Here is a 16,269-nt window from a genome sequence, read left to right as displayed (position 1 = left end):
GAACGTTAGCAGTCAGCGCCTGTTTCCTCTTCTCGCACCACACTCGACGCGTCCACATCGTCGCGCAGACCACGCCAGCTCGCGTGCCGCACCCGGTCTCCTTCCGTCCATCCTCCGAACCGCACCTCCCCCACGAGTTCGGGCCGCAACCACACCGCATCGCGGCGTTCGGCGGCCGGCACTTCGTTCGCGAACGGGTTCGTGCGGCTCGTGCGCCCTTTCACAGCCTTCGCCACCGACAGGAGCGTCTCGTCGTCGAAACCGGTGCCGACCTTGCCGACGTACACGAACTCACCGTCGTCGTCGTAGACGCCGAGCAGCAGGGAGCCGAAGGTCGAGGCACGGTTGCCGTTGCCACGGCGGTATCCGCCGAGCACGACGGTCTGGGTGAGCCAGTTCTTCGATTTGATCCATCCGGCGCCGCGCTTGCCCGGCAGATACACGGAGTCCCGGCGTTTGGCGACCACGCCCTCCCAGTTCTTCGCGCGGCTGCGCGCGAGAGCCTTCGAGCCGTCACCCGAGAGCAGATCCGGGACGATCAGTCCGTCCGTGGCAGCGGCGAGCGCCTCGAGGACCCGTCGGCGATCGTCGTAGGTCTTGCGCAGCAGCGACACCCCGTCGAGATACAGCACGTCGAACACGCGGTACTCGTAGTTCACGCCCCGCTGCAGCATCGAGAAGCTCGTCACCCCGGAGCGGTCGACGGCGACGATCTCCCCGTCGAGCACCGCCCGGTGACCGTCGAGGATCGTCGCGAGTTCGACGAGCTTCCGATAGTCGCCGGTGACATCGCGACCGGATCGGCTGCGGAGCCTGACGGTGCCGTCCTCGATCTCCGCGATGGCGCGGTATCCGTCCCATTTGCCTTCGAACGCCCAGTCTTCGGCGTCGAGACCCGAGACGTCGCCGGGGGTCGCGAGCATGGGCGCGAGATCGCGCGGGAAGGCCTTGGACCCCGACGATCCGACGAGGGAGGTCGGATCGGCATCGGACGACTCGGTGCTCGGCGACGACTGGTCCTTCATGCGGTGCGCCAGCCACTGGTTCTTCTCGGTGCGGATCAGCGCGTACCGTCCCTCGACCCTGTCGCCGTGGAACCGCACGATCACCTCGCCGTCCCGCCACTTCTCGGTGTCGTAGGTGCCGGTGTCCCACACGGTCATGCTGCCGGCGCCGTATTCGCCCTTCGGGACCGTCCCGTGGAAGGTCAGGTACTCGATCGGGTGGTCCTCGGTCCGGACCGCGAGATTGTTGCGCCCCGAGGTGTCCGGCAGGTTCTTCGGTACGGCCCACGACGCCAGCACACCGTCGCGTTCGAGCCTCAGGTCGTAGTGCAGGCGACGCGCGTGGTGCTCCTGGATGACGAACCTGTTGCCGGGACCGTCGTCGGGGACGCGGTCGGGTACCGGTTCCGGGGTGCGCGACGCGTCGCGCTTGCCGCGGTAGGTGTCCAGGGCGTCTCCGCCGGACACGGTCTTGCCGCCGGACCCGGCCTTGTCTCCGGACACAGCCTTGCCGAGGGGCGGGTCGAGACCGGCGAGCAGGTCCCCGAACTCCTCGATGCGGGCGAGGACCTCCCGGAACTGCAGTTGCGCGAGGTCGGGGTCGTCGAGTTCGTCCCAGCTGCGCGGCGCCGCCACCCACGGCTCGTCGCGACCGCGCAGCGAGTACGGCGCGACCGTCGTCTTGGAACTGTTGTTCTGGCTCCAGTCGACCAAGACCTTGCCCTCGCGCGCCGATTTCGCCATCGTCGCGGTCACCAGGTCGGGAAGGGTGGTCTCGAGATTGCGCGCGACCTGCTTCGCGACCTTCGACGCCCCCGACGACGACAGCATCCGATCGAGCGGGACGTACAGGTGGATGCCCTTGCTGCCGCTGGTGACCGGATAGGCCGACCACCCGAGTTCGGCGACGGTGTCGCGCACGTGGCGCGCGACCTCCGCACACTCGGCCAGGCCCACGCCGGGCCCCGGGTCGAGGTCGAAGACGATGCGGGTCGCGGGTCCGGCCTTCTCTCCGTCGAAACGCCACTGGTGCACGTGGAGTTCGAGGGCTGCCTGTTGCCCGAGCCAGACGAGCCCGGCGGCGGAATCGAACAGCGGGTAGGTGACCCGCCGGTCCTTGTGGTGCAGGGTGCGACGGTCGATCCAGGCCGGTGCGTGGTCGGGGAGGTTCTTCTCGAAGAAGGACTGTTCGCCGACACCGTTCGGCCACCGGTTGCGGGTCGCGGCCCGGCCGACGATATGGGGAAGCATCGCCTCGGCGACGACTTCGTAATACTCGACGACCTCGCCCTTCGTCGTCCCGGTGCGCGGATACAGCACCTTGTCGAGGTTGGTCAGGGTGATGCGGTGACCGTCGATCGTCCGGGTCGGCATATCTCGAATTCTGCCAATTCGGACGCGTTCGGGTGCGGTGTCGAAGGGTGACGATCGGGACTGCACGTCCGGGAACGCCGAGCTTCGAAAGGAGGTAGGTTCGGAGAGTCGGTCTGACGCGGCGATGAACTATTTCCCCGACGGCGAGCATCGCCGGCAACTCCTCGCTGCGCTCCGCGCTTCCGAACCCGGTGTCGAGGAGTTGTGGCTCCGCCACTTCGCGCTCGGCGGCGAGGTGGGGAAGATGGAGATCGAGGCGTATCTCGACGGCCTGCTTCCCCTCTCCCGTGTGCAACACGATCTGATCACCCATGCGATCAACGAACGCCTCGACGAGATCGCCCCACCCCGTGCACCCTATGCAGCCGAACTCCCCGCGTCCCTCCCCGAAGTGGACGACGGCGACGACGATCCCGGCGAATCACGAGGAACGGGGCCGGATTCCGACCGCTGAAGTGATGACGCCCGCGCGCCGAACGACCTGCGGCGCGCCGAAACCCTGCCACCCGAGCAGGGGGAAATGGGCGACAGGGTTCGGCATCGCCCGAGTGGCCTACCTCTGATCCACCCGGCGCCGGCGATCGTCCGCGCAGGGGGTGACAGGCGATCACCGATGTCCTGAGCATACGCCGAAATGCCCTCACCGGGACCGATTGTGCGTACTCGAGGCACTGCCGACGGGGCAGGTCGGCAGATCCGACCCCCTGCGTCGGAAGTCTCGCGCCCCGCCGACAGAGTCGACAGCGAACGCATCGTTCGCTTCCGGTGCAGTCTATTCGTTTTCTACAGGATCGGCAGTAGTTCGATCGGACCACAGCCTGCCCGACCGGGTCCCACGAGGCGCCCGGCCGTAGACGGACCGGTACTGCGTCGCGAATCGTCCGGGCGAGGAGAAGCCCCACCGCGCAGCGATCGACGCGACCGTCTCATCGTTCGGGTCGGCGGCCTGCAGATCCCGGTGGGCTCGCGCGAGCCGTACGGACCGCAGGTATCGCATGGGCGTCGTGCGGTGGTGACGCACGAAGTCGTACTGCAGGGCACGGCCCCCGACTCCGGCGGCGGCCGCGATGTCCTCCAGACTGATCGGACGAGCTGCCTCGGACTCGATGAACGCCACGGCCTTCCGCAGTGCCCTGGGCGTCGATGCGGTCTCCGGGGCCTCCCCGATCGAGGACGGTTCACTCGCCCGATCGGACGTGAGCACGTCCTCCGCCAACTGCGCCATCGACACGGCGGCGTGACGGGAGGCCTGGAGCAACGCGTCCTTCGCCTCTTCGGCGTCGAGTCCGTACCGCTCCATCAGCACACCCGTGGCCCGCTCGATCTTGGCCCGCGAGGCCCACATCTGCTCCTCGGTCGGAGCTGCAGCAGCGAGGTGGGTCTCCTCCGCCCACTCGTTCGCCCGTGTGTCCATCTCCCGATCCCACCATCCGAACGTCCCGTATGTCAGCACACCTGCACGTTGACCGCATGTCGACCGAAGATCCCGTAACCGATCTCGAAACGGACCTGTTGGCCACCGGTCAGGAAGCGGTAGCCGCTGCCGTCGATCTGTGAGTAGTGCACCAGGATCTCCGTACCGTCGTCGTCACGGATGAACCCGTGCCCCAGACCGGCGTCGAACCACAGCACAACACCGTGTTCCATCTTGTTCCCCTGCCACCGTTCGCGAACTTCCCCGACGGAGCAAGCGACGCGGAAGCGTATCCCCTGCGCTCCCGACAGCCCCTCTGCACCTGTCATTGAAACGTGCTCGGCGGGTCCGGGGAAGCGTCCGCGCCGAATCGGCGACATTCGTACGATTTCTACCGATTTTCAGGCGCGCCAATGTGGTTCGTTCGATGGACAGACACCGACGAACACGGGTGCGTATGCGGGGCAGCATGTACCCACAGGATACATACAGCACGCACGGTGTGGACGAAGATCTCGCGGAGACATGGCATTCGGAGGATGTCGGATCAGACGGCCGGTGCTCCGTCGGCCGGATCCACTGCCCGTGCCCGTTCGGCGACGGTGATCGCGCAGGCCGCGCCGACGAGAGTGAGGTGACTGAATGCCTGGGGAAAGTTGCCGACCTGTCGTCCCGCCTGCACGTCGTATTCCTCGGCGAGCAGTCCGAGGTCGTTGGTGAGTCCGAGCAACCGCTCGAACAACGCGCGGGCCTCGTCGACCCGGCCGTTGAGCGCCAACGCGCTCACCAGCCAGAACGAGCAGGCCAGGAACTGTCCTTCGTCCCCGGGAAGCCCGTCGTCGGTATCCGTCGTCGAATACCTGGATACGAAGCCGTCGCGGCCGAGTTCGTTCCGGATCGCGTCGATCGTGGACGTGACCCGATCATCGGTCGGGGGCAGGAAGCCGACGAGCGGAATCAGCAGAACGCTGGCGTCGAGTTCCGTGGAGCCGTAGTACTGCGTGAACGTGCCACGGACGGGGTCGTATCCACGTTCGCAGATCTCGTCGTGGATCTCGTCGCGGGTCCGCCTCCACCGGTCGAGAGGTGCGTCGAGCCCGAATCCCTCGGCGAGCCGGACCGCGCGGTCGAAGACGACCCAGGCCATGACCTTGGACTGCGTGAAATGGCGCCGGGGGCCGCGTGTTTCCCAGATCCCGTCGTCGGGTTCCTGCCAGATTCCTTCGACGTATTCGATCACGGCCTGCCAGCGGGGCCACATGTGCGGCTCGATCCTACCGAGCGCTTCGGCTCCCTTGTACGCCACGCTGAGGACCTCGCCGTACACGTCGAGCTGGAACTGTTCGGCTGCGGCGTTTCCGACCCGGACGGGCGCCGACCCTTCGTAACCGGGCAGATGTTCCACCTCGAACTCGGTCAGTCGACGCTCTCCCCTGATCCCGTACATGATCTGCACATCGGCAGGATCACCCGTTCCCACCCGGAGCAGGAAGTCGCGGAAGGCCAGAGCCTCGCCGGTGTATCCCCCGGCGAGCAGCGCTTCGAGCGCCAACACCGAGTCGCGCAACCAGCAGTAGCGGTAGTCCCAATTGCGTACCCCGCCGAGCGCTTCGGGCAGGGAGGTGGTCGGGGCCGCCACGATCGCGCCGGTCGTCTCGTCGGTCATCCCCTCGAGGACGATCAGAGAGCGGATCACCTCGTCGCGATATGCCCCTTTGTAGGTGCACCGGCCGGTCCAGTCGCGCCACCACTCCACGGTGCGTGCAAGCGCGGATTCGGCATCCTCGACGACGGGGGCCGGTTCGAAGGATGGGTACCGGTCCAGAGCGAATCGGTATCGGCCGCTCTCCACGGCGACGAACTCGGATTCGACGGTCCCGGCACGGATCTCCAACGGCACCGTCGTGCACAGGTGGAAGGCGTCCGGGCCGGCCGTCGCGACAGCACCGTCGGTCACCGCCTCGACCCACGGTGTGACCGCCGCATAATCGGGGCGTATCGCCAAGTGCATTCGCATCGGCACACGGCCCCGCAACCCCTCGACGATACGGATCAGCCGAGGTGGGCCCGATCCCCGACGAGGCATGAAGTCGATCAGACGGACGGCGCCCTCTGCAGTCTCGAAGTCGGTCTCGAGCACCAGGGTGCCGTCGGCGTAGCGGCGGTTCACCGCCGCGGGTTCCGCCTCGGGCGCGACGAGCCAGCGTCCGTGCTCCGGGCCGCCGAGCAGAGCCGCGAAACACGATCCGGAGTCGAACGCGGGCATACACAGCCAGTCGATCGAGCCGTTCCGGCCGACGAGCGCGGAGGTCTGCAGGTCACCGATGAAGCCGTAGTCCTCGAGAAGCATGGCGGTACCCCCGCGAGAAGAGGAGTCGAGTCCTTCGATCCTCCTCTGGTCTCGGATGCGAGGTCAAGGTCACGGTTTCGACTCGTCGACGCCACTGTGCACCACCGCGGTGGATCATGACGTGCAGAGTTTCGGCGACGTCCTTCGCGACGGGAAGTACGAGATGACCGACAATCCGGTGGCGAGACCGTCCGCCCCCGTCCGGCGAATGTTGCTCCCGCTCGCCCTCGCTCAGTTCATCTGCAGTTTCGCAGGTTCGAACATGAACGTGATGATCAACGACATCAGCGTCGATCTGGACACCACGGTGCAAGGCGTCCAGACCGCGATCACCGTGTTCCTTCTGGTCATGGCGGCGTTCATGATTCCGGGTGGGAAGCTGACGGATCGATGGGGTCGCAAGCGATGTTTCGTCGCCGGGCTCGTCCTGTACGGCGTGGGAGCCCTCCTGAGTGCGGCAGCACCGGGTCTGGGAATCCTGATCCTGGGCAACTCGATCTTCGAAGGAATCGGCACCGCACTGCTGATCCCACCCGTGTACATCCTCACGACGATGCTCTTCACCGACATGAAGTCCCGGGCACGGGCCTTCGGCGTGATCACCGGTATGGGTGGGATCGGCGCCGCGGCGGGGCCGTTGATCGGTGGATTGATCACCACCGCGATCGACTGGCGGGCTGCCTTCGTCTTCCAGGCACTGATCGTCGCCGCCATCGTCATTCTGAGCCGAGGGCTCGAGGATCCCCTGCCCCCGGATCCGACCACACCCTTCGACGGGATCGGTGCCGTCCTGTCCGCCGCGGGTCTCGTCTGTATCGTCATGGGGATTCTCCAGGCGGACAACGCACTCTCGGTGTCCGCTACCCTCATCGGCATCGGAATCCTGCTCGTCGTCGGGTTCTTCCTACACGTACGGCGGTTCGAACGAGCCGGCAGAGTGCCACTACTGTCGACCGACCTGTTCCGCAATCGCACGTCGAATCTCGCGCTCGTCACCCAGAACATCCAGTGGCTGCTATTGATGGGTGTCGCGTTCGTCGTCTCGGCATTCCTGCAGGTGGTCCGCGGCTACAACGCGATCGAGACCGGCGTCATCTTCACCGCGGCCACCGCCGGCATCCTCGGTGCCTCGTTACTGGCGGAGCGGTTGGCCGACAGGCATTCACAGCGCGCTCTCATCATGAGCGGCTTCGTCGTCACCCTCGCCGGCATCGTGGTTCTGCTCCTGTTGGTGCGTGCGTGGACCAGCGCATGGGCGTTCGCTCCTGGCCTGTTACTCATCGGCGTCGGGCTGGGTGCGATGCTCACTCCCTCCGTCAACGTCGTGCAGTCGGCGTTCCCGGAGGAACAGCAGGGTGAGATCTCGGGTCTGTCGCGCTGCGTGTCCAATCTGGGTTCGTCCCTGGGCACTGCCGTGGCAGGTACCGTACTCGTCGTCGGCCTCGCCACTCCGGACCGTTCGTATGCGGCCGCGATGATCGTGCTGGCGTGTATCGGGCTCGTCGGACTCGTTGCGTCCGCACTCCTTCCCTCGAGCTCGAGTGCCGCGTCTTCCGCCTCCGGAACACGGTGACGACTGCATCGGGAAGGAAAGTCGGAGACGCACCGGACGAAACATGCTCTCCGCCAACCGATGCAGTGCGTCCTTGGTACGGCATCATGTCGACGGCGGCCGAGTCGACGGTGACCGGGTGGACGGTGGCCGCTGGGACGACCAATTCTCCGGCTCGACCTCCCCGACGTCCACGTCGTGCCCGAAGAGCTCACGGGCGAGCGCACGCGCACGATCCCGTACCTCCGCCGAGGTGAGTTCGTCCGCGAGCACCAACGACAGCCTCGCCAGACGGTCGGCCGGCTCGCCGATCCGGTGTACCGTGCACCTCCAGTCGCCCACGAGCCCGGTCCCATCGCATCGATCGTCGCGTCGGAACGGTCGTAGCCACTCGCACCGGATGCCGCACTCGTATTTCAGGATCCGAGAATTCGCGCCTTCTCCCTCTCGAACTCGGCCTCGGTGAGCACGCCCTGTGCCTTCAGTTCGGCGAGGTCCTTCAGCGCGGTGATGCGGTCCGTTCCACCCGGAGGTGGGGCGGCCGGAGGAGGCGTGGGCACGGGTTCGGGTTCGGGCGCGTACTGCGCCGGACGACCGTAGACGGCCTGCCCCTGCGATGCCCATCGCTCTCCCTGCCGACGGGAGACGCGGTTGGAGACTGCCGTCGCCGTCCCGGCTACGACTGCGGTGCGAGCCACCCCGCGGAGTAGTCCTGGCATGTCGATCTCCTCCTGTATTTCGTTCGCTCGACTCACATTTCGACGTCGAGCTTCTCCAGTGAAGCCAGGATGCTCTGGACCGGGATACGCCCGGACGCGACGAGTTCGGCACCGTTGCGACGCAGTGCCCGCGCCAGCGGAGCAGCCCAGGTGTTCTCGTAGACGAGTACGGCCGCCGAGCAGCCGGGTTCGAGCGCAGCCCCCGCTTCGTCGAAATCGGTGTCGCCGAGCAGGCCCGACGACGCCTCCGCGAACAACGTCACGTCGACTTCTCCTTCGAGTCCGACCTCGGAGATGTCGATCCCGGTGACCGAACCGTCGGTGTCCTTGCGGACGAACGCGAGATCGAGCACCCGGATGATGCCTTGCTCGACGAGGTCGAGCAGCAGCGGTAGCGCAGAGCCGTTCGGTGGTCGGTCGGCAGGGAATTCGATGACGAGGTAGTCGACCGGGCCCATCTCGTCTATATCCGAATCGGTCACCTGGAGCCTCGTTTCGATGAAAGATCGTTCACGGAAGCCGGGAGCCGACTTCCGTCGGTGTCGTCGAGAACAGATCCCCCTCCCGTCGAGTATGACCGCCCGACGGCCACTTCTGAAGCGAATACGGTTCGAATTCCTGCCGGAGCGATCCGCAGCGGCGCATACTGGATCCGGCCCCGAAAGGGGGCGATGCCGGGATGACCACGAACATCGGCGCGGGCGGTGAAGAGCCCCGACCGGGCCGGCTGAGCGACGACGAACGCGCCGAACTCGACCGGTTGCGTGCGGAGGTCGCCACGCTTCGGGAGCGAGCCGCTGTCGGGGTCGAGCCCGTTCCGGAGCCGCGGCCCGCGAGACACGGATGGCGCTGGGCTGCGGTTGCGCTGCTCACCGTGCTGGTCGCGGTTCTGGCCGTCCTCTCGATCACCGCACGGTTCGTGCGCAGCGAGATCCTCGACGCCGACCGGTACGTGACCACCGTCGCCCCACTGGGCTCGAATCCCGCCGTCCAGACACAGATCGCGAATTCCGTTACCGACGAGATCTTCACGCGCGTCGACGTCGAAGGACTGACGACCGACGCTCTCGTTGCTCTCACCGATGCCGTTCCGGCCACGGAGAACGCGCCGCGCGTCGACCGCGCCGTCGAGGGACTGGCACCGGTGATCACCGGGCAGGCACGAAACTTCGTCAACGAGACGGTGTTGTCGCTCGTGCAGAGCGAGCAGTTCGAGGATCTGTGGATCCAGGCCCACCGCGCCGCCCACAACGCATTGGTCGCGGTCGTGACCGGGAACGTCGGACCGTCGTCGGTGACGGTCGACGATTCGGGCACGGTGAGCATCTCTCTCGGCACGGTGATCGACAACGTGAAGGGACGTCTTCTCGACCGCGGTTTCACGTTCGCCGAGAAGATCCCGAGTGTCGACAAGCAGTTGGTCCTGTTCCGATCACCGGAACTGGTCCGGGCGCAGCGGGCGGTGAACACTCTCGACAACGTTTCGGATGTGCTGCCCTGGATCACTCTCGCCGCTGCTGCCGGCGCAGTCGCCGTCGCGCCGCCGGGCCGTCGCCTACGCGCACTCGCCTTCGTCGGCCTCGCACTGGTCGTAGGAATGTTCGTTCTGGCGGTCGCGCTCATCATCGTCCGGTCGCTGTATCTCGACGATGTCCCGCCCGACGTCCTATCGCCGGAGGCGGCAGCAGCCATCATCGATGCCGTGCTGATGCCGCTGCGGACCAGCCTTCGGGCGGTCGCGGTGCTCGGACTGGTGATCGCTCTCGGTGCCTACCTCACCGGTGGCTCGTCCTCCGCCCGGACCGTTCGGCGTGGGCTCGGCCGCAGCCTCGATGCCGTTCAGCGACTGCGACAGCCCCGTTCGCCGAATCCCTTCGAGAAAACCGCTTTCCGCGCCCGCACCGCCATCCGATCGGTCATCATCGGAGCGGCCGCACTGCTCGTGATGTTCTGGCGTTATCCCACCGGACTCGTGGTCACGCTCATCGTGCTGGGTGCGGTACTGGCACTGCTCGCTCTGGAACTGGTGATCAGGCCCGCGCGCAACCCTGGGAACCAACCGACGACCTGATCGTTGCCGCATTCGGCGGGAGCGACGTCTGTAGCGGGGAATTCGTCGTGATCACATCGAGCGCACGGGTGAGATCGGCGCGAACGGCCGGAACTCCTGATCGCTCCCCCGAACGACACCCGCGCTCGACTCGGGAACCTCCAGCCAAGCCCCTTCGAGATCGCGGAGGGGTTCGGACACCACGAAGCGGGTGTCGTCCCCCAGCTGGTACAGCACTTCCACTTCGGGATGCTGCGCCCGTATCGCCTTGATGTCGGCCGAGTAGAACAACGAGCGTGTCTTCCGCTCCGTCGAATACCGGAACACCCAGACGCTGCTGCCGTCGGTGGTGGCGATCGTTCCCTGTATGGGATTCTCGATGCTCATGCGTGCTCCGACGTCCTCCACGAAACCGACGGCCTTCGCCACGCCGGTGAACGGGTCGTCGGCGAGGCCGAAGGTGAGCGCGAGGTAGAACAGCATCTCCGAATCCGTCGACCCCCGGATCGCGTCGTAGAGACTCGTATCGACGGCCATCGCCAGATCCCGCTTCATGAGGTGGAATCCGTGCACCGCCCCGTTGTGCATCCACAACCTGTTCTCGTAGCGGAAGGGGTGGCAATTGGTGCGCTGCACCGGAGTTCCCGTCGAGGCGCGGACATGCGCGAACATCAACGGCGTACGGATCTGCGTGGCGAGCTCGCGGAGGTTGCTCTCGTTCCAGGCGGGTTCGATGCACTTGAACAATGCCGGCCTCGGGCCTTCTCCGTACCATCCGATGCCGAAGCCGTCGCCGTTCGTGGTAGTTGCGCCCATCTTGGAATGCAGGCTCTGATCGATCAGGGAGTGCACCGGCCGGAAGAGCAGGTCGTCCATCAGGACGGGATCACCGGTATACGCCATCCATCTGCACATCCCTCCATTGAAAGCGTCGGACACGTGGAATGCGGGGATAGAAGAATTCAATTCGGCCACAATATTTCCCGTAACCGGGCGAAGTCCGGCCTCGGCGGCGGCAGCCGCACACCCGGACGGTCGCGGGGAACTCGAACCCGTAGCGCTCCGGTGGAGATCGTGCATCGAACGGGTGTCGACAACATCACCGACTCACCGTCGACTCCGACCGGAATCTCCGGCACGTCCGCATCGACGACCACCTCCGTCGCAGTGCGCTGCAACAGTCCTCGGTCGTGAGTGCGACGGAACAGGCCGACGGCCTGGCGGGCGTTCGAGACCGAGATCGCGACGACACCGAGCCGCCCACTGTCCAGACGGGCTCTTCGCCCGAGTCCCGCCAGGTCGTCGAATGTGTACGGGCCGTTGCTGACCAGGACTGCCTGCGGTCCCTCGACGGTCTCGGTATCGATTCGCGCCCGCAACCCCGGCCTACCCTGATCACCGAGCAGATCCGGCAGCATCTGCAACACCGTCGCCGTCTTGTCTGCACGGTACTGCGGGCTCCGCACCACCTCCGCGTAGACGCCGAAGGACGCATTGTTGACGAACGGGCGACCGTTGATCCGGCCGAGATCGACGCGCAGTTCGACCCCGTCGCGGAGGGCGTCCAGACCCGCAGCCGGATCGTCCCGGTCGAGCCCGAGGTCGAGGGCGAAATGGTTCCGGGTTCCGGCGCTGATCACCACGAACGGAAGACGGTGTTCCGCTGCGACCGCGGCGACCAGGGCCTGCGTTCCGTCGCCACCCGCGACGCCGAGCAGGTCCGCTCCTCGTTCGACTGCGTTCTCCGCCAGTTCGGTGACGTCGAGTTGCTGCGGTCCGCTCAGCAACACGACTTCGGCGCCGAGTTCCTCGGCTTTGCGCTGCAGGTCGAAGTGGACGACCTTGCCCCCGCCTGAGCGTGGATTCATGACGAAGAACGGGTGCTGCACGGGAACGGCCGGGAACTCCGGCTGCGGACTCACGCGATCGGCCCGCAGGGCGCGGCGCCCGCACGCGACCGCCACGGCGACGAGCAGCACCGACGCGATCGCAACCCACAGGTGACCCGACGCCGCGAAGACGACGATCACGACCACAGGCGCGAGGACGGTCACGGCCAGAGCCGCCCCGCGGATCACGCCCCGGTGGGTGAGGAACCAGTAAGCCGCGGCAACGGCCAGGGCTGCACCGGCCGCCGCGACCAGCAACAGCGCGACGACACCGCGCAGACCGGCTTCGGCGATCGGAAGCACGATGGCAACGATCAGCACCACCACGGCGGTCCACGCCCACCGGCGGGAATCGGCGGGTACCGGGTCCCGGTGCGATTCGTGTTCCTCGGCCATCGACTCGACCTCGCAATCGTTCCTGCGCGCCCGGGCAGCCGACCTCGCGGGCCGGACGGACTTCTCGGGTCGAGGACCGACCACCTCTTCCGAGCTTGGCACGATCGTGTGCGGGTGAGGAGTGTTTTACCGTTGCAGATTTTCTGCGACACCGAATGTTTCGCTGCGTCGGCGATGCCGACAGTATGGGTCGGGGTCAGCTCAGCACGAGGACACCGACGAGGGCGATCAGCACCACCCACAGCGTGGAGGCAGCAGCGAGCACGAACGGTCGCAGCCCGATCGAGCGCAGCAGTCCGACCCGGACCCCGAGACCCAACCCGAACATGGCCGTGGTCAACAGCGCTGATTGCACGAGCGCGGCGTGCTCGAGCACGACGTCGGGAAGCAGTCCGGAGGACCGCACCGCCACCGCTGCCAGGAATCCGATCACGAACACCGGCACCAGAGGCGGCTGCCGGCCGACCGTGTCCTCGTGGACGCCCGTCTCGCGACTGCGCCGTCGGCGGACCACGCCCAGATATGCCATCACCGGGGCCAGCATCAGGACCCGGGCAAGCTTGACCACGGTGGCGACCGCGAGAGTTCCACCGCCGATCATGCCTCCGGCAGCGACCACCTGCGCGACCTCGTGGATCGACCCACCGGCGAGGATGCCGGACTGCAGGTCGTCCATCCCCAGAACTCCCACCAGCAGCGGAATCCCCGGAATCATCAGTGTGCCGAAGACGACGACCAACGCGATCGAGGTGATCACCTCCTTGCGCTTCGCGTCGACGACTCCGTCTGCGGCAGCCACCGCCGCGGCGCCGCAGATCGAGAATCCGCACGAGATGAGGACCCGCTGAGTCCACGAAAGTCCGAGGACCCGCCCCAGGTACATCGTCCCGGTGATCCCGGCCGCGACGATGACCACGACGAGCGCGATGACACCCCACCCGAGGGTGAGGATGTCGTGGAAGACCAGTTGGAGGCCGAGCACGGCGATGCCGAGGCGCAGCAGCCGCTTGGTCGAGAAGTCCACGCCGGGGCCGATCCACGCCGGGACGGGAACCAGATTGGCCACCAGCGCTCCGAGCACGATCGCGATCAACATCGGGTTCACGGCGGGAAACAACCGACCGAGCACGATCGCGATCGCAGCGCCGGCCGCGCACACGCCGATACCTGCGACGAGGGCAACCGCGCGGGAACGCGGACCCACCGGCGTCGCCTCCGGCCGGACGACGTCCTGCGGCGTCGATGTCACCTCGACCTCACCCGACATCCGGCGAACCCTGACCCGTCGATGTCGTGCTCGCCGATACCACGCCTGCCGATACCGTGCTCGTCCGTACCGTGGCGACGAGTTCGCGTTTGAGGATCTTGCCCGTCGCGGTGGTCGGAAGCGTCGTGACGATCTCGATCGAGCGCGGATACTTGTATCCCGCCATCCGGTCGCGGCACCAGGAGATCAATTCCTCTTCCGTGATCTGCGCCCCGGCCTCGAGGACGACGAAGGCGCCGACCTCCTCGCCGTACACCTCGTGGGGAACGCCGACGACCGCCGCGAGTGACACCGCTTCGTGGGTGATCAGCACTTCCTCGATCTCTCGGGGGTAGACGTTGAAGCCTCCGCGCACGATCAGATCCTTCGCGCGATCGACGATGTAGTAGAAACCGTCCGCATCCCTGCGAGCGAGGTCGCCGGTACGCAGCCAACCGTCCCGCATCACTTCGGCGGTGGCATCCGGCCGGCCGTGATATCCGGACATGACATTGTGTCCGCGCAGGGCGAGTTCCCCGATCGTGTCGGTAGCTGTGACGGTGTTCCAGTCGGCGTCGACGAGGCGGGCCTCGACTCCCCACACCGGGACTCCGATCGATCCGGGACGTGGGTCACGTTCCAGATCGCTGAACGACGCGAGCGGAGACGTCTCGGACAGCCCGTAGCCCTCGAGGATCCGGACACCGAAGCGCTCGGAGAAGCGGGTGAGGATGTCGACGGGCAGGGCGGCGCCACCGGAGATCGCCCGGCGCATCGTCGCGGCGATCGGTTGCACGTCGACCGTCTCGTCCACCGCATCGAGCAGAGCCCAGTACATCGTCGGAACCCCGGCGAAAACGGTGATGTCCTCCTCGATCATCAGTGTCAGTGCGGTGCGGGCATCGAAACGCGGTAGGAGAACCAGCGTGGCCCCGACCGACAGTCCCGCATTCATGGTCACGGTCTGACCGAAGGAGTGGAACAGCGGCAAGGTCACCAGGTACGTGTCGGTACACATCGGACTGCTGTCGAACAGACGGTTCGCGGTGAGCGCGTTCGTCACCATGTTCGAGTGGGAAAGGCAGGCTCCCTTCGGTTTTCCTGTGGTTCCGCTGGTGTAGAGGATCACCGCCGTGTCCTGCGGATCACGTACCACCGACGAACGGACATCCGATACTTCCCCCAGCGCAGTATCGAGACTGTCCGCACCATCGAGTCCGCCGACGACGAACATGTCGCGACACTTCGGTGCTGCGGCGAAACCGGCACGACCGTATTCACCGATAGGCAGGTCGGGTCCACCTTCGGAGCAGAAGAACGCCCGGGCGCCGGAATCCTGCAGATGGTAGGCGATTTCATGTCCCTTGAGCATGATGTTCAACGGCACCACGACGGCGCCGGCCTTGAGGATGCCGTAGTAGACGATCACGAACTCCGGCACGTTGGGGATCGACATCGCCACGGTCTCGCCCGGCGCGATTCCACGCGCGATCAACAGGTTGGCCACCCGGTTCGCTCGGGCGTCGAGTTCGCCGTAGCCGATCCGGGTGTTCCCCAGCACCAAGGCGTCCCGGTCGGGATACCGGCGGGCGGAATCTTCCAGGAGAACGGACAGATTGAGCATCGTGCTCGCTTTCAGAGTTCGGACGGTACAGAGGTGATCTCGGACGGTGCTGCCGCAGGACGCCCGAGTAGCTCCCGCAGGAGGACGTCGGCGGCAGGCCAGTCGCCGAAGCCGGAGGCAGGATTCAGATGTCCCACCGCACCGAGGTCGACGAACCGGCTGCCCCACGCCTCTGCCAATCCCGCGACCCGACGCCGGTCGGCGAGCGGATCGTTGCTGCTCGCCGCGAGGATGCTGGGAAAGGGCAGGCGGCGACGCGGTATCGGAAGCCAGCCGCCCCTGTCGAGATCGTCGATCGTGGGATACCCCTCGGGTAGCGGCTTCTCGACGTCGGCCGGTGTCGCGAGCAGCGCACCGAGGACCGGCCTGGTCGATGTATGGGCCCAGTGCGCGGTGATCAGGACACCGGCGCTGTGCGCGACCAGCACGATCGGACCGTCGACGTCGCTGACGACCGCGTCGAGCGCGGCGATTCGCGCATCCAGGCTCAGCCGGTCGTGGTCGAGCGGAGGTACGGTGCGTACCCGGTCGAGCCGATCTGCGAGCAGTGTCTGCCAGTGGTCGGCGACGTGGTCGCGCAGGCCGGGCACGATGATGACGGTCGGTTCGGTGTCGTCGTTCATCTCTCCGAAACTTCCCTTCGTACGGAGC

Annotated in this window: 14 protein-coding genes; 3 read left to right on the top strand and 11 right to left on the bottom strand. The window is 66.5% G+C overall.

The genetic code is table 11. The annotated features are described in order from the left end of the window. Positions 1-5: 5 nt before the first annotated feature. Positions 6-2,378 carry an ATP-dependent DNA ligase gene (locus K3M35_RS16435; RefSeq protein WP_220666710.1) on the bottom strand — a complete coding sequence of 791 codons (2,373 nt, stop codon included), beginning with the start codon at positions 2,376-2,378 and terminating at the stop codon, positions 6-8. Between the two features lie 124 nt (positions 2,379-2,502). Between K3M35_RS16435 and K3M35_RS16430 the strand changes: the two genes are divergently transcribed. Continuing rightward, complete coding sequence (locus K3M35_RS16430) at positions 2,503-2,832, top strand: hypothetical protein (RefSeq protein ID WP_033096756.1); 330 nt, start codon at positions 2,503-2,505, stop codon at positions 2,830-2,832. Positions 2,833-3,150: 318 nt separating this feature from the next. On the opposite strand, the gene K3M35_RS16425 is transcribed toward K3M35_RS16430, so the two are convergent. The 3 genes from K3M35_RS16425 to K3M35_RS16415 all read right to left on the bottom strand — a co-directional run bounded on the left by K3M35_RS16425 (position 3,151) and on the right by K3M35_RS16415 (position 6,142). Beyond that, entirely contained in the window at positions 3,151-3,792 is a 642-nt protein-coding gene (locus K3M35_RS16425; RefSeq protein WP_220666709.1) for a helix-turn-helix domain-containing protein, read from the bottom strand. A gap of 32 nt (positions 3,793-3,824) precedes the next feature. Then, positions 3,825-4,025 (bottom strand): cold-shock protein, encoded by a 201-nt coding sequence (locus tag K3M35_RS16420; RefSeq protein ID WP_033096757.1) that lies wholly within the window; start codon positions 4,023-4,025, stop codon positions 3,825-3,827. A gap of 314 nt (positions 4,026-4,339) precedes the next feature. Then, positions 4,340-6,142 (bottom strand): glycoside hydrolase family 15 protein, encoded by a 1,803-nt coding sequence (locus K3M35_RS16415; RefSeq protein ID WP_220666708.1) that lies wholly within the window; start codon positions 6,140-6,142, stop codon positions 4,340-4,342. Positions 6,143-6,263: 121 nt separating this feature from the next. On the opposite strand from K3M35_RS16415, the gene K3M35_RS16410 reads away from it, so the two are divergent. Then, on the top strand, positions 6,264-7,715 hold the full coding sequence (locus K3M35_RS16410) for an MFS transporter (protein WP_308257080.1): 1,452 nt from the start codon (positions 6,264-6,266) through the stop codon (positions 7,713-7,715). A gap of 395 nt (positions 7,716-8,110) precedes the next feature. On the opposite strand, the gene K3M35_RS16405 is transcribed toward K3M35_RS16410, so the two are convergent. Beyond that, on the bottom strand, positions 8,111-8,413 hold the full coding sequence (locus tag K3M35_RS16405) for an SHOCT domain-containing protein (protein WP_220666707.1): 303 nt from the start codon (positions 8,411-8,413) through the stop codon (positions 8,111-8,113). A gap of 32 nt (positions 8,414-8,445) precedes the next feature. Beyond that, positions 8,446-8,895, bottom strand: a complete 450-nt coding sequence (locus K3M35_RS16400; RefSeq protein ID WP_024103124.1) for a DUF6325 family protein — start codon at positions 8,893-8,895, stop codon at positions 8,446-8,448. Between the two features lie 197 nt (positions 8,896-9,092). On the opposite strand from K3M35_RS16400, the gene K3M35_RS16395 reads away from it, so the two are divergent. Next, complete coding sequence (locus tag K3M35_RS16395) at positions 9,093-10,484, top strand: hypothetical protein (protein ID WP_220666706.1); 1,392 nt, start codon at positions 9,093-9,095, stop codon at positions 10,482-10,484. Between the two features lie 51 nt (positions 10,485-10,535). Here the strand turns inward: K3M35_RS16395 and K3M35_RS16390 are convergent, their stop codons facing one another. From K3M35_RS16390 to K3M35_RS16370, 5 genes are all read right to left on the bottom strand, one after another. After that, positions 10,536-11,366, bottom strand: a complete 831-nt coding sequence (locus tag K3M35_RS16390) for a class II glutamine amidotransferase (protein WP_220666705.1) — start codon at positions 11,364-11,366, stop codon at positions 10,536-10,538. Positions 11,367-11,425: 59 nt separating this feature from the next. Then, positions 11,426-12,748 carry a diacylglycerol kinase family protein gene (locus K3M35_RS16385; protein ID WP_220666704.1) on the bottom strand — a complete coding sequence of 441 codons (1,323 nt, stop codon included), beginning with the start codon at positions 12,746-12,748 and terminating at the stop codon, positions 11,426-11,428. Between the two features lie 196 nt (positions 12,749-12,944). Next, positions 12,945-14,015: a YeiH family protein gene (locus K3M35_RS16380; RefSeq protein WP_138841837.1), complete on the bottom strand. Its 1,071-nt coding sequence runs from the start codon at positions 14,013-14,015 to the stop codon at positions 12,945-12,947. Then, the gene (locus tag K3M35_RS16375) at positions 14,005-15,618 is read right to left on the bottom strand and encodes a long-chain fatty acid--CoA ligase (protein WP_259444112.1); all 1,614 of its coding nucleotides are present in this window, start codon (positions 15,616-15,618) and stop codon (positions 14,005-14,007) included. Before K3M35_RS16375 ends, K3M35_RS16380 begins: the two co-directional genes overlap by 11 nt. 11 nt (positions 15,619-15,629) lie before the next feature. Beyond that, positions 15,630-16,241, bottom strand: a complete 612-nt coding sequence (locus K3M35_RS16370; RefSeq protein ID WP_138841835.1) for an alpha/beta hydrolase — start codon at positions 16,239-16,241, stop codon at positions 15,630-15,632. Positions 16,242-16,269 lie beyond the last annotated feature (28 nt).

The sequence above is a fragment of the Rhodococcus sp. DMU2021 genome (assembly GCF_019641445.1).
Classification (GTDB): domain Bacteria; phylum Actinomycetota; class Actinomycetes; order Mycobacteriales; family Mycobacteriaceae; genus Rhodococcus; species Rhodococcus pyridinivorans.
Note: the sequence above shows the minus strand (reverse complement) of the source record. Positions and strands in the feature narration are given on the sequence as shown.

Excerpts from the sequence above, each read along its gene's own strand:
- K3M35_RS16405 (WP_220666707.1), bottom strand. The coding sequence starts at position 8,413 with ATGCCAGGACTACTCCGCGGGGTGGCTCGCACCGCAGTCGTAGCCGGG.
- K3M35_RS16430 (WP_033096756.1), top strand. The coding sequence starts at position 2,503 with ATGAACTATTTCCCCGACGGCGAGCATCGCCGGCAACTCCTCGCTGCG.
- K3M35_RS16420 (WP_033096757.1), bottom strand. The coding sequence starts at position 4,025 with ATGGAACACGGTGTTGTGCTGTGGTTCGACGCCGGTCTGGGGCACGGG.
- K3M35_RS16375 (WP_259444112.1), bottom strand. The coding sequence starts at position 15,618 with ATGCTCAATCTGTCCGTTCTCCTGGAAGATTCCGCCCGCCGGTATCCC.
- K3M35_RS16370 (WP_138841835.1), bottom strand. The coding sequence starts at position 16,241 with ATGAACGACGACACCGAACCGACCGTCATCATCGTGCCCGGCCTGCGC.
- K3M35_RS16395 (WP_220666706.1), top strand. The coding sequence starts at position 9,093 with ATGACCACGAACATCGGCGCGGGCGGTGAAGAGCCCCGACCGGGCCGG.
- K3M35_RS16415 (WP_220666708.1), bottom strand. The coding sequence starts at position 6,142 with ATGCTTCTCGAGGACTACGGCTTCATCGGTGACCTGCAGACCTCCGCG.
- K3M35_RS16385 (WP_220666704.1), bottom strand. The coding sequence starts at position 12,748 with ATGGCCGAGGAACACGAATCGCACCGGGACCCGGTACCCGCCGATTCC.
- K3M35_RS16380 (WP_138841837.1), bottom strand. The coding sequence starts at position 14,015 with ATGTCGGGTGAGGTCGAGGTGACATCGACGCCGCAGGACGTCGTCCGG.
- K3M35_RS16435 (WP_220666710.1), bottom strand. The coding sequence starts at position 2,378 with ATGCCGACCCGGACGATCGACGGTCACCGCATCACCCTGACCAACCTC.
- K3M35_RS16425 (WP_220666709.1), bottom strand. The coding sequence starts at position 3,792 with ATGGACACACGGGCGAACGAGTGGGCGGAGGAGACCCACCTCGCTGCT.
- K3M35_RS16390 (WP_220666705.1), bottom strand. The coding sequence starts at position 11,366 with ATGGCGTATACCGGTGATCCCGTCCTGATGGACGACCTGCTCTTCCGG.